Origin of the sequence: Chrysiogenes arsenatis DSM 11915, from assembly GCF_000469585.1 — a bacterium.
Taxonomy (GTDB): domain Bacteria; phylum Chrysiogenota; class Chrysiogenetes; order Chrysiogenales; family Chrysiogenaceae; genus Chrysiogenes; species Chrysiogenes arsenatis.
In genome coordinates this window covers 84767-99666 of the sequence record NZ_AWNK01000009.1, presented here as the reverse complement: position 1 = coordinate 99666, position 14900 = coordinate 84767, and the positions used below count along the sequence as shown (strand labels likewise).

The 14900-nt window shown below is 52.5% G+C and carries 3 protein-coding genes; all 3 read right to left on the bottom strand.

The features are described 5' to 3' along the window. Positions 1-16: 16 nt before the first annotated feature. Genes P304_RS0108085 through P304_RS0108075 form a run of 3 tightly spaced genes read right to left on the bottom strand, consistent with a single transcriptional unit; the run spans position 17 to position 14834 of the window. Entirely contained in the window at positions 17-7927 is a 7911-nt protein-coding gene (locus tag P304_RS0108085) for a non-ribosomal peptide synthetase (protein ID WP_027390131.1), read from the bottom strand. 20 nt (positions 7928-7947) lie between these two features. Continuing rightward, on the bottom strand, positions 7948-8427 hold the full coding sequence (locus tag P304_RS0108080) for a DUF697 domain-containing protein (protein ID WP_027390130.1): 480 nt from the start codon (positions 8425-8427) through the stop codon (positions 7948-7950). Positions 8428-8429: 2 nt separating this feature from the next. Then, complete coding sequence (locus P304_RS0108075; protein ID WP_027390129.1) at positions 8430-14834, bottom strand: type I polyketide synthase; 6405 nt, start codon at positions 14832-14834, stop codon at positions 8430-8432. Positions 14835-14900 lie beyond the last annotated feature (66 nt).

The following is a 14900-nucleotide window of genomic DNA, read 5'->3' as shown; positions in this document are numbered from 1 at the left end:
GCATCTGAGCCGTGATTTAAAACTCCTCGCTTATCTCGGCGATAGCCTCATTCTTGAGATTCTTTGTGGATATACTCTCAGCAGGAACTACCAGCAAACGTTCAATTTCACCCACACACACAGCCGGATGTGCCGTTACTATTTCCAACACCCTCTTCAATGAGTCCCCGTAGTCAATAACCGTTTCTGGCCGATAGAGGTCGGCACTGTATTCAAGCGTACCGCTAAGAACATCATCATCCACAAAGTCAAACATCAGGTCACATTTACTGGCCAGCGCCCCTTCCGTAAAAGGTGTTACCCTGAGTGATGGAAGCGATAGCTCCACCGGTTCGGTGTTCTGCAAAACAAACAGCACGTCGAACAAGGGATTTCTCCCTGCTTCTGGCTGTACTCCCAGCGCTTCAACCATCATATCAAATGGATACTCCTGATGCGAAAACCCTTTTTCCACCGTAGATTTTACATTGGCGAGCAATTGCTCAAAACTCAGCTCCGGCACAACCGTGTTGCGCAGTGCCAGCGTGTTCAAAAACAACCCAACGCAACGTACTAAATCTGGGTGTTCCCGACCGGAAACTGGTGTGCCAACTATTATATCCTGCTGCCCGCTGCGCACATGGAGTAGGGTTGTAATTGCCGCCAGCAGCACGGTAAAGAGTGTCACCTGTCGAGTTGCTGCCAAGTGACGTATGCGCTGTGATAACTCGTCTCCCATACAGCAGGGAACGCTGGCACCGGCGTCACTGAGGCGTTCCGGACGGGGAAAATCGGTTGGTAGATGCAGTGGCTCAATATCACCAGTGAGCGCTTCCATCCAATACGCGCGTGCCGATTGGCCGCTTTCGCTTGCAATGAAGGCGTTATGCCAAAGGACATAATCGCGATAGGTGATTGGTAGCGGCACACGAGCGGCTGGGTTTTCCCCTGCGTACAGTTGCGAAATTTCCTGCATGAGAATGCCAACAGACCACCCATCGGCGATGATGTGGTGCAGCGTTACACATACTACCGTACGCGGGATCCCTGATGTATCGGCGGGCAATTTGATCAATAAAACTCGCATTAAAGGCGATTGGGTAAGGTTAAATGGCGTCACTCCATCTTGTCGTACCAGTTTTTTGGCTTCCGCTTCAGCATTGACGGCATCGCGCATGTCAACTTCACGGATCGGAATTTCAACCTGTTGAGCCACACATTGCCTTGGTTGACCGGCGTGGAGCACAAACGAAGTGCGTAAAGCCTCATGACGGTTGCTTACAGCAAAGAAGGCTTGTTTGAGCGCCTCACTCTTCAACGCTCCAACCAGAAGCCACGCACCAGACATATTGTATGCCGCACTGCCATTCGCCGTTTGGTCAAGGAGCCAAAATCGTTTTTGTCCATGTGAAAGTGGAGTCAACGCATGTGAATCGTGTCGCGTAATTGGCACGAGTTTCTGCTGACGACGCGACTCAACCACGGCGCTTAATGCGCTAATCGTTGGTGAGGCAAAAAAATCACGCAGCTTAATGTCAAATCCATATTCTTTTTGTAGCCGGCCAATAACTGCCATCGCCTTCAAACTTTGACCACCAAGAGCAAAGAAATTCTCTTCTGGGTCTATGTTTTCCATCCCTAACACATCGCTCCACACAGCGGCAATACGTGTACCGGCTTCGCTCAATATCGGAGCAGAAATATGTTTTGCTGCGGACTTTTCTGTTATTGCGGTCTGCGGCAAATGATGTTTTACCAACGCGTTGCGGTCAATCTTGCCATTCGTGGTGAGCGGGAAAGCGTCCAACCGCACGACAACAAATGGCACCATATAGGCTGGTAGTCGTAGTAAAAGGCTATCACGAGCCGTACCGCACGCCTCAGGCTCACCCGTCACAAACGCCACTATTTCCTGAGCCCCTTGAATATCGCGTACCAATACGGTTGCTTCTTTCACGCCATCAAGCGCCAAAAGTGTCGTTTCAATTTCACCAAGTTCAATGCGATACCCACGGATTTTCACCTGCCCGTCACGACGACCAAAACACTCAAACTGGCCATCCGGTCGCCGCAAAGCAAGGTCGCCAGTGCAATACATCCGCTCATCGGGCTGAAACGGATGAGCGATAAACTTTTGTGCCGTAAGCTCAGGACGGTTCAGATACCCATTCCCAACCCCCACTCCTGCAATGCACAACTCGCCTTTTACGCCATACGGCACCAACTCACGATTTCCATCAAGTACATATGCCCCAGTATTGGCAATCGGAACGCCAATACTGACCCGTTCGTCACGACTGTGTACTTCGGCAATAATACAGCCGACCGTCGTTTCGGTGGGGCCGTACTCATTGATAATACGCATCGCAGGATTCAGCGATTCCAACCGCAGCATCTGCTCACGAGTGAACTGCTCACCTCCGACAACTGCTAAGGCGACATTGGTTCGGGAAAGCGGGAGATGTTCTATCAACGAAACATGTGAAGGGGTAATTTTCAGGCTGTCAACCGGCGTGCGCGGATCAAGTGCATGTTCCAACGCTTCGTCGATGCTGACGGATTCAGGATAAATAACTATCGGTTTTCCAACAACAAGTGGCAAAAAAAGTGTGGTAACGGTTAAGTCAAAGGAGAGTGGTGTAGCAAAGGCAAAACAGCCACAACTGCCATCAGGCAAGTAAGTAGCTGCGCCCCATGCCACGTAATTCAGCAAATTGCGATGCGTGATTTCGCACCCTTTGGGTTGCCCTGTAGAACCAGAAGTGTAGATAACATAGGCGGCATCGCTCCCGTTAGGGCGAGTGCGTAAAGCGGTTCCGCGAAATGGTTGCGCTTCCGCACACAGTGTCGCTAAGAGAACCGTGCGTCCGTCACACACCTCAGCGCGATCAGTCACCAAAAGTTGCCAGTGAGAATCAAGTCGGCATTGTTCAATTCGCTCAGAAGGAAAACCGACATCCATTGGCACATAGGCAGCACCACAGCGGATTATTGCGTAGAGTACCAGTACCAGTTCTGACGAACGACCCGCCAATAAGCCAACCCGGTCTCCCCGACGAATGCCATAGTGTTGCACCAGAAGTTGCGCAATGGCATCAACGTGCATTCCGAATTCTCGGTACGATATCGCTTCTGTCGCGCCGTATAGGTCGTCGCCAACAGGATACAGCAATGCTGGCGCATGAGGATCTTTTTCCATTGCGATTTCCAAAAGATCAAGCACCGTGGCGGACGACAGCAACTCAGGCGCTGAAGTAAACCCACCCTGTTGCAGATGTTCCCGTTCTTGTGGCGGGAGAAAATCAATTCTTCCGACGGGAACGGTTGGCGCCGTACACACACTGGTAAGCAAACGCGTATAGTATTCCTGCCAACGTTCTATCGTCGCGCGATGGAACAAAGCAGTCGCGTATTCTAGCTTCGCGCGCAACATCCCTTGCTCTTCTATCACTTCGAGCGTTATATCAAACATAGCAGTAGTTTGCGGAATATCCCACGGAGTCGTAGTCAACCCTGGCAGGGTAATAGCTCGTTCGTCAGCTTTTTCATACACGAAAGAAACATCAAAAAGAGGATTGCGGCTTGGGTCTGGCCGTACCCCAAGTGTTTCAACCAGCCTATCAAACGGGTAACGCTGATGTTCAAAACAGGCAAAACATTCTCGCGTTATCTGTTGTAAAAATTTATGGAAAGGTTGCATTGCATCAACGTGGAAACGGAGTGGCAACGTGGAGGCAAACATCCCCACCGTGGCGTGGAATTCATGACCTTCGCGCCCCGCAACCGATGTGCCAAGCAGAATATCGTCCTGAGTACTTAAACGGTGAAGCAGCGCAACCCATCCACTCAGGAGTACCATTGAAAGCGTTGTGCTCTGCGTCGCAGCAAAACGCTTGAGGTTTGAAGTTTGCTCTGGCGTAAAGCGAAAGTGCACGGCATCGCCACGAAAGCTTTGGCGCACTGGGCGAGCAAAATCACAGGGTAAATCTATCACCGGTAATTCTCCCGCCAGCTTTTCACGCCAGAACCGCTCATCTTCGCCACAGTGCGTGCTGTGCAAATACCGCTGCTCAGCGGCAACCGCTGCATGAAATGGTTGGGGCGCATTGGATAACGGTTGTTCGCCGTACAATGCTACCAACTCCCGTACCAGAATCGTCATCGAAAAACCATCGAGCGCGATGTGGTGACTGTCGATGACAATGATATGACGCTCTGGTGCAATGGCCAACACGAGCACTCGTAAAAGTGGCGCAAACGCAAGATCAAACGGGCGGATGAAGTGCGTAATGGCGGCTGAAGCCTCAGCTTCAGAACTCTGCTGTACGGTACAATCGAGTGATACCGACTCATGAACCTGCTGCACTAAGTCGCCATCAATCATCGTAAAACTGGTGCGTAGCGCCGCATGGCGCTGCATAAGAGCGGCGAATACTTTGCGCAATCGTTCTGTATCAAGTGCTCCATGAACCGCCGTCGCTCCCGTCAGGTGGTACGGCCCTTCGCCTTCTTCGTATTGGCTCAAAATGTAGAGCCTTTTTTGGGCTGCCGAAACCGGAAACACGCTTGGAGCAGTGGTGGAAGCACTCTGCAAATCTCCGTTTACAAAAGGCGTTGGCGGTTCCGGTGGTGCACCGCGAAAAGGAAATCCACCACGACGCAAAGCCGCAATACTCTCTTGAACGGCGACAATGATCTGGTCGATATCGTCATCATTGTGGGCCGTGGAAAGAAAACAGATGCGCCGCTCCCACGTGTAGATGCCACGCTCTTTCAGGAAGGCAAAAAAGAGATCGACTTCGAGTGGTTGAAGTAGTTGTGCATACTGCCCATAGGACTCAAAACGAAAAAGTGAACCGAAATATTGGACAAGCATTGGGACTTCTTCAGCCACAAAAAACTGGTTCAATGCCGTTGCCAATCGTTGCATTCGCGCATTCACCTGTGCTTGTAGTGCTGGGCCGTGTTCCTCTAAATGGCGCATAACGGCCAGAGAAGCGGCTAAGGCCAATGGATGTCGGCAAAACGTCCCGCCAAAAAAAGTTACTTCTGCTTCTGGCTGTGAGGTATCGCCAAATTGCCAAAATCCCCCATCAACCGCATCCAGAAAACGGGCACTCCCCGCAACCATACTGATGGGCATTCCGCCACCTATTGCTTTGCCGTAGGTCGCAATATCAGCCCTAACGCCAAGCACCGCCTGTGCACCGCCAGCATGGGTACGGAAACCCGTAATCATCTCATCAAAAATTAAGGCGGCACCGCTCGCGTCGGCAATCGTGCGAAGCTCCTTGAGAAATTCAACTGGTCGAAACCCAGGACGACGGCTTTGCACTGGTTCTACCAGAATGGCCGCCAGTTCATGCGCTTGGGCACGAAGAATGGCCAACGAGTCGTCAGTGCCATATGGCAAAACCGTCAGCGAAGATATAGCACCATACGTAATACCAGGTGTGACGGGAAATACAGCGCCGGAATCGTCAGCAAAGGCGAGAATCCCATCATTGGTGCCATGATACGCTCCGGCAAAAATAACCACCCGTTCACGCTTCGTAACCGTACGAGCAATGCGAAGCGCCATCATGACCGCTTCAGAGCCAGTATTACAGAAAGTAACGCGTTCCATCCCCGTCAGACGACAGAACAATTCCGCTGCCTCACCCGCTTCCGGCAACTGCGTTGCGAGTTCCATACCACGAGCCATCCGTTGCCCAATTGCATCGGTAATGAATTGCGGCGCATGCCCGAAAAAGGCCACGCCAAATCCCATAGCAAGGTCGATGTAGGTATTGTCGTCAACGTCGGTAAACCGTGAACCACAGGAAGACGCAGACGCAATCGGATAGGCTATTTCTTTGAGTACATATCGGTACGCAAGGGTATTGATCCAGTCGGCCAAGTGGGGGCGATGCTGCTGTGCTAACGCTTTCGAGCGTGCTGTCCGCTGATTATGACGTGCAAGAAGTTGCGCGATGCAGTCGCGTTGTTCGTTGGTTAACGATGGGGTTTCGTCCTGCAGGCGAAGTGCACGAATATTCATTTTCTGGTGTGAAGTGGGTACAATACTTCCACCACCATGCTGTATGGTGGCTAATTGCTGCTGCATCAGACTACGGATTTCGTCCAATTGCTGCTCGAAAAACGCTTCGATAGGGGAAGTCGTCGTTGGTTCCTGTTGTTTGGTCGGTTGTGCCACCTTGGCGCGTGGCATGGAATGATCAGCGGCGAACTGTGCCACTTTGCGTAGCGTGTTGGCCTGCTCCATTAAGTGGCTAAGCTCCAGCGTGACACCATAGTCACGATTGACCGTATCACGCAACTGAATCAACATCAGTGAATCAAGCCCCAATTCAAAAAGATTGCTATCTACATCGTGTTCACTAATATTGCGGCCTGATACCACATTCACCATGTGCACTAATGATCTCACAATGTCTGGTACCTCATGGCTCGCAACCACTTGTGTGGTAACTGGTGGCTGCGAGGTCGAGAAAGCAAGCGGTAACCAGTGATCTCTCCGTTGGAGCGCCCGTGGCGTGGCAACAGACAAAGGGAACTTTTTCCCACCGGCACGGCTATACTCTTGAACTATGACGTGAGCGTTGGTTCCGCTGAAACCAAAAGAGCTGACACCGACCGTGCGCACATGACGATCAGCGGGAAACGGACGGTTCTCCGTTGCCACGCGTATGGGAATCGTCTTCCAAGGAATGTGCTGGTTCAGTGAATCGGTATGAAGGCTGCGCGGAATGTTCCCTTCACGGACAATGAGGAGCGCTTTTATCAGCGAAGCGATCCCCGCCGCTGCTTCTAAATGACCGATATTGCTTTTGACGGAGCCGATACACAAAGCGGGATGATTCTGAAAAACTGTCGCCAGCGCACGCGCTTCAATGGGATCACCAAGTGGCGTGCCGGTTCCATGTGTCTCGACATACCCAATATCGAGTGGTGTCAGGTTCGCCGTTTTTAGGGCTTGCTCGATAACATCCTGCTGCGAAATGGCATTGGGAGCCGTCAGCCCATTGCTTTTTCCATCGTGGTTCGCCGCGCCACCGCAAATAACCGCGAGAATCGGCAACCCTTCGCGTTCGGCATCTTCCAGCCGCTTGAGGTACACAATGCCCCCCCCTTCACCACGCACATATCCATTAGCATTTTCCCCGAATGCACGGCAAAACCCGTCTGGCGAAAGGGCATTCATCCGCGAAAGCGCGACCGACGTTACGGGGCTAAGCATCAAATTCACCCCGCCAGAGAAAGCGCCATCACATTCGCGATTGGATAAAGCACGGCATGCTGTCAGCAGTGCCACAAGAGAAGAAGAACACGCGGTATCTATAGCAAGGCTTGGGCCGGTGATATCAAAAAAGTAGGAAAGGCGACCAGCGGCGACGCTCGGAAGAATGCCCGTCAAACTGAAGGGTGAAATAGTGCTCGGATCAGCAGAGAAAATGGAAGAGTGCGCATAGTCCATACTGCTCATCCCGACGTACACGCCGGTACGGCTCCCACGCAGCGAAGCGGGGGCAATGCCGGAACGTTCTAACGCTTCACAGGATAGCTCCAGCAAAAGCCGTTGTTGCGGATCGAGAAAATCAGCTTCCATCGGAGTCATATTGAAGGCGGCGGCATCGAAAGTGCGGACATCGCGCAGAAAGGCACCCCGTTTCGTACTACTTTTGCCAGCACAAGACGGGTCTGCACTCCACCACGCATCGCCATCCCAGCGATCGTCAGGTACCGTACCTACTGCATCGAACCCATCACACAAAAGCGACCAGAATTGTTCCGGTGAATCGGCTCCCCCCGGAAAGCGACACGCAACGCCGACAATGGCAATTTTTCCCGACCCTTGCATCGTCGCGAGTTGTCCCATCAACTCTTGTATTTTCGTGCTCGCTTTGGCCAACGTGTCGCGGTACTTTTGTTCTTGGGCGCTGTGCATGGAGTGTGGCTCCCTTCGTGTTATCGTTTTTCGCTACTGATGGCACACGCACGCGCCACTTGCTTCCCTTCGGCATAATATTTCTTGAAACATTTCCGAATCACAGAATTGTCACTACTCAGAAATGTTCCGCCACTGGCATAATGTTTTTGAAATATCTTCCCAACCGCATACACGGCGGCTCCACCAGTAATTGAGAGCAAGCCGACATACACGGCATGACCAATTAGTGGCACCCCTTTGAGTGCCGTATGCATTTTGGTAGAGAGGTAGACCGGGCCAATACTCCCGATCAGGGAAATAAGTATTTTGTAGGCGACCAGTTGGTGCGGTACAGGAAACGCGTAGATGTTTGCCAGATCGCGGATCAGTTTCACTTCGATCCCGGCAATGCCAGCGATATTCACCAATGACGAAGGGATGAGTCCTATCCCCATGGCGGCAATCACATGATTTTTAATGCAATTTTCGGCTTGTAACGCCAGTAATTCGCTCTCCATGATTACACACTCCCTCCGTTCAAAAGTCGCTCAATTTCATCAACCAAATCATCGGCTGACTTTTCGTGCGCGCTATCGCTTTCCGACGTGGTTTCACTCCAATTTGTCAAGGGGACGACGGTAGGTAAAAGGTACTGACTCATTTTCAGGGGTGTTGGGTAATCAAAGAGGAGTGAAACCGGCAATTCGACGGCCAGTGTTCGCGCCAACATATTGCGTAAATCGACCGCCATGAGTGAATCAAAGCCCTGTTCCTGCAAGGGACGATCAATTTCTATTCGTTCAGGATCACTCTGTCCCATAACCTTCGCCGCCAACACCTGCACAACTTTCAGCATACACGCAGATTGTTCTGTCGGTGCTGCTGCGCGGCATTGTGCCAGCCACATCGCGGCCGGATCCTCAGTGTGGTCGGAAGTGATGGCATTCGGATTGCGTACTTCAGCAAGTAAGTCGTGAGCGGTCGAAACTAAAAATGAAGCCAACTGCACAGGGTCGATATCCGCGATGGCACATTGTGTTGTGTGTGTACGAAGAGCTACTTCCATAGCAGCGAAAGCGTCGTCAGGTGCCATAGACCGGATGCCACGTGCGGCTAACCGTTCTTCGCGACCACCTCGCGTTGCCATCCCTACGGCTCCCCAAGCCCCCCAGTTCATCGAGGTTGCAGCCAATCCCTGACTGCGACGCCACCGTGCAAAACCATCCAGTGCGGCATTCGCTGCAGCATAATTCGCTTGTCCTGGGCTCCCCGTGAGTGCCGTGAAAGATGAAAAAAGAACAAAAAAATCAAGTTCATCGTGTTCGGTCGCATGGTGTAAGTTCCACGCCGCATCAATTTTAGGGCGCATCACACGCTCTATTCGTTCATCATGAAGCTCTGACACCAACGCATCGTCTAAAACGCCAGCGGCATGGAAAATCCCTTTGAGCGGCGGAAGTGCACTACGAAGCGTACGCAAACTACGCTGGACGTCTGCTGGAATGGAAACATCGCCTTGCAGGATCAATATGGTTATCCCTTGTTGGCGCAAATGTTCAATGGTAGTGCTCGCGGCATCTGTAGGAGCGCTCCGACCGATAATCGCCATGGAACGGCACCCAGCATCAGCCAGCCATTGCACAAGCAGCAGTCCCAAAGCGCCACAACCACCCGTGATCAAATAACTCGCCGCCGTGTCAATAACGCCAACGGTAGAGAGGTTTCGCTCACGCATCCGATCGGCCAGTGATATCACCACTTTACCGATCTGGCGCGCTTGCGCCAAAAATCGGAACGCCTCACGCGCGCGTTGTACCGGAAAAACGGTCATCGGAAGTGGCAGCAAGCGACCGGCCGCCATATCAGCGATGACGCTTTCAAAGCCTGTCGACAGTATCTGTGGCGTTTGCAGCGCGACAGTTGCCAGATCAAAACGATGATACGAGATATGCGGATAACGTGCTGCAATGTCAGCATCACTGCGCATATCGGCTTTACCGATTTCAATAAAGGTTCCACCCTCTGTCAGGAGGGCAAGGCTGGCGTCAATAGCATCACCCGCTAACGAATTTAAAATACTATCAACCCCTGCACCTTGAGTGAGGTGTCGGATCGTATCGGCAAAATCAACCGTGCGCGAATCCATAACGTGCGCCACACCCATTTCGCGCAGGAACGTTCTTTTTTCCTCACTTCCGGCAGTGGCAAAAATTTCGGCGCCCACGGCACGGCAAAGTTGCACGGCTGCCAACCCCACTCCACCCGTTGCCGCGTGAATGAGTACGCGATGACCCGCACGTATGCCAGCCAGATGATGCACGCCGTACCACGCCGTCAGAAACGCCACTGGGATCGTTGCGGCCTCTACATACCGCCAATTTTGGGGAATCGACATGCACTGCGTTGCAGCAACCGTGATATAATCAGCAATACACCCTTCGGCATTCAATACGACGACACGGTCGCCAGCGACAATACTGGTCACGCCATCGCCAACGGCGACAACCACACCACTGCATTCAAATCCTGGCATGCCAGGATCACCGGGATATCGCCCTAACACGTTCAGTACATCGCGAAAATTGAGTCCGACAGCGTGAATCTGCACTTCTACTTCGCCTGCATTCGGCGTACGCCGCGAGCGCGTGACCACTTCCAGCGCATCAATACTTCCACGTGTTGGTATATCGAGACAGAAGCCGTCAGTTATTGGAAGTGTGAGCGATTCAGGAGCCGAAACGGTTGCCGTTGATGGCGTTAACCGTGCCACATACCGACTGCTTCCGCGTAAAACTATCCGCCCTTCGCTGGTATTGGCTGCCAGTTCGTGCAAGCATGCGATCATTTCATCTGCGCTTGGCCAGAGAGAAAGATCAATTAGCGTGCAGCGGAGTTCCGTTCTTTCTGCCGCAATACTGGCACCAAATCCCCACAGTGCCGCACCTGATGTGCAGATGGCTCGATCCATCCCAGTCGGATTAAACACACCCGCCGTTATGAAAAAGAGTGGCGGAGTAATGCCGAGTGCCAGCATATGGTGCACAAGCGTAAGATTTTTCGTGACCGATTCACTCCAGCACGAGAGAATCCCGCGCAACGGCTCCTGTTCAAGCCATTCCTGCGTTACGGTAGCCTGTAAAGCGGCTTGAGTATCGAGCATACGCACCGTCGCACCATGTTCGTGCAAAGCATTCGCAAGCGCATGCGCCCAGCGTGATCCATCGCTCAAAACGATCCATCTTCCCGATGGGAACGGTTGATTATCCAATGCTACTGGCGCCGTTCGCCATACAAAGTCATAGCGTAACGGTGGCGTTGATGCAGGGAGCGTTTCGCGACGAAACCGTTTCAATGTAAGTCCGTGGAGTGTAAGGTGGACATTTCCACGTTCGTCGAACGCTGCAATATCGAAAATAACCTGCACGGGTGACCGTTCCCGTAATTGACAATGTACCCTCAGCGTTACCGCACCCTTTCCCGTCATTTGCAATGATTCACAGGCGGCTGGCGCGAAACTGACTCCCGCCGGAATAGGTTCCGCACTGTACACCAGCATGGCAGCCGATAAAGTAAGGCAACCATCGAGCAGGGCTGGATGGAGTATATACGGGGAGACGGCGTGCGGATCGATGGTTACTGTGCCGACAAGTGCTGTGTTTGCAAGGGTGAATTCGCGAACGCTCTGAAACATTCCACGGTAGAAAAAGTTGTACTTTTCCAGTTCGGCATAGAGGGTTGCGCCGGAAAAATGTTGACCAGAAAGGAGATCGGGAAATGCGACCAAGCTGGGTGGAGCTTCGGCAGCGTGCCCATGTAAACGCGCATGACACTGCCATTTACCGTCAGGTAGCTGACTGAACACTTCAATCATGTCCGATGAAGGATGGTAAAGCGTTTGGATTGCCGTTGGAGTTTCACACACAACCAGCGGATTCAGGAGATTGAGCTGGGTGAGTTGTAAAGATGCTGCTGTGGCGTGCGCTCGTTGCACCACACTGAGCGCTATTTCTATAAATCCAGCAGCAGGGAGAATCACCGAACCGTGTGCCGCATGGCCACTCAGCCAACTTTGGTGAACCGTATCAAGGGTATTGATGTACCGCTGTTCTGGCGAAGGGGAATCCAGCAAGAGTCCCAACAGTGGATGGCCGACAGCGGCCTGCTGGTGTGGCGCACTTGGCGCGTGAAGAGCAGGCTGCGCCACTGGATTCACACAATATCGTTCGCGGTGAAACGGGTACGTGGGAAACGCCACCCGCGCATATGGCCATGGCGCGTGATACTGCTGCCAGTTGATATTGACCCCAGCCGTGGAGAGTTCACCAATGCTATGCGTCAAAGTGACCCATGGCGATACGCCACGCTTTAGCGACGCGATACAGCGGGAATCACCCGGCACATGCCGTACAAAGGATGAGAGTGTAGCACTGGCTCCAATCTCAAGAAAAAGATTGTAGCCCTGAGATTGTAGCCACGCAATAGAATCGCCAAAGCGAACGGCTCCACGCAGATGGCGTCGCCAATAGGCTGGAGTGCAGAGATCTTCTCCCTGCGCAGGAAGCCCCGTCACATTGGAAATCACCGGAAGCGTTGGTCGATGATATGTGAGAGTGGCTGCTATGCGTTCAAATTGATCAAGCACGGGATCCATTAGATGCGAGTGAAAGGCATGCGATACGGTAAGATATTGAACCGATATTCCTTGTTGTTTCAATATATCCGTTACCGCATTGACACCGTATGCGGTGCCCGACACCACCACCGTGGCTGGCGAATTGACGGCAGCGACCGAGACATGGTCGGCAAACGGAGCAAGTACAGGGAGCACACGGGCTTCCGGGCAGAGTGCTGCCGCCATAACGCCTCCTGCTGGGAGGGAATTCATCAACCGTCCACGATGAGCGACCAACGTAATGGCATCTTCAAGTGACAGCACTCCAGCAATGCAGGCGGCCACAAATTCGCCAATACTATGACCAATAACGGCTGCTGGAGTCACTCCCCACGATTTCCAGAGGCGTGCCAGTGCATATTCCAGCGTAAAGATAGCTGGTTGTGTATACACGGTTTGTGCGAGTTCGGCTTCCGTTCCCGTGTGCATTACATCGCGAATTGAGCGACCCAGTAGTGGGGTAAAAAGCTGATCACAATGATCAACCGCATCACGGTAGACAGGAGAAGTTTCGTAAAGCGTACGTCCCATACCCGGATATTGCGATCCTTGGCCAGTAAAGAGAAAAACAGGATTCAGAGTTCTTGATGACAGACTGGTGTGAGGGTATACCCCTTCAGATGATTCTTGTTGTTGGAAAGCCTGTACTTGTTGACGCATCTTCTCATGGGTGTCACCCACGAGCGCAACACGCGATGGAAAATGGTGCCGACCAAGCGCTGCGGTGTGGCAAATGGATGCGAGCGGTGGCGCATCGTCGCGCTCTACATATTCGGCAACCCGTTTGGCAAGATTTCGTAAGGTAGATTCATCTGCCGCTGTAAGCAGGAGTATGTAACTGTCGCGTCTATCAGTTGATGCTATCGTGAGTGAGGGTGGTGCTTCTTCCAGAATGATGTGCGCGTTTGTTCCACTAAAACCGAAACCACTGATGCCAGCACGGCGTGGTTTTTCGTTACGCGGCCACGCCGCACCATCCGTCACAATACTGATTGGCATCCGCTCCCACGCCATATGTGGTGAAGGATTGGAGCAATGCAAATGGCGCGGAATCTGCTGATGCTGCAATGCCAGCACTAACTTGATAACACCCGCAACTCCTGCCGCCGCTTCCAGATGACCGATATTGGTTTTCACTGAACCAACCAAGAGTGGCGCTGGACGTGTGCTGCCAAACGCTGCTGCCAGAGCCTCTATTTCGATAGGGTCGCCCAGTGGCGTACCCGTGCCGTGTGCTTCGACATACGCAATATCGTTTGGCATTACCCCAGCGTCAGATAAAGCAGCGGCAATAACCCGTTGTTGTGCTAAGCCGTTTGGGGCAGTCATCCCATTACTGCGGCCATCATTGTTGATAGCGCTCCCGCACACTAGCGCCAGAATGCGGTGCTGATTGCGCACCGCATCGGTATGCCGTTGCAGTACCAGCATCCCACCGCCTTCGCCGCGGCTATATCCATTGGCGGAAGCCGAAAAAGTCTTGCAGCGACCGTCAGGTGCAAGCGCGCGTAGTTTACAAAAAGCAATTAACGGATCAGGGGTTAGCATCATGTTTACCCCACCAACGAGCGCCAGATCACACTCACCTGATTGCAACGATTGACGGGCGAGGTGAAGGGCAACTAACGACGACGAGCACGCCGTATCGACAGGGAGACTCGGCCCTTCAAAACCGAACGTATACGAAATACGTCCCGCGGCGGTGCTAAATGTATATCCAGTGAGTGAATATGGATCAATGCGGGAGAAATCATTGCCACATACATGCGGCAAGTCATAATCATGGCTGCACATGCCTATAAAGACACCCGTACGACTCCCTTGCAATGAATTGGGATCGATGCCAGCATCTTCCAATGCTTCCCACGCGAGTTCCAATAAAAGCCGCTGTTGTGGATCAAGTGATTTTGCCTCTTTCGGAGAAATGCCAAAAAAGCGGGGGTCAAACTCATAGGGCGACGTGGAAAGAAATCCCCCTTCGCGCACGTACATCATTCCCGGTTGTTCGGGGTCAGCAGAATAGTATCGGGCAGCATCCCAGCGCTCAGCCGGAATGGGCGAAATGGCATCAACTCCATCCGACAATAGCTGCCAATACTCAGCAGGCGAATTCGCCCCACCCGGTAAACGGCACGCCATACCAATAATTGCCACTCGCTCGCGGTGTTTGAGCCGTTCGTTTTCGGCTATCAGTTGCTCGATTGTGGCCGAAGCTTTCCGAATGGCGTCCTGATAGTGATGCGTCTGTGACATATACAGCACCGCCTTATTTTCAGTATGGGAGACGAATGATACGCCGTTTTATACTCCAAATCTATG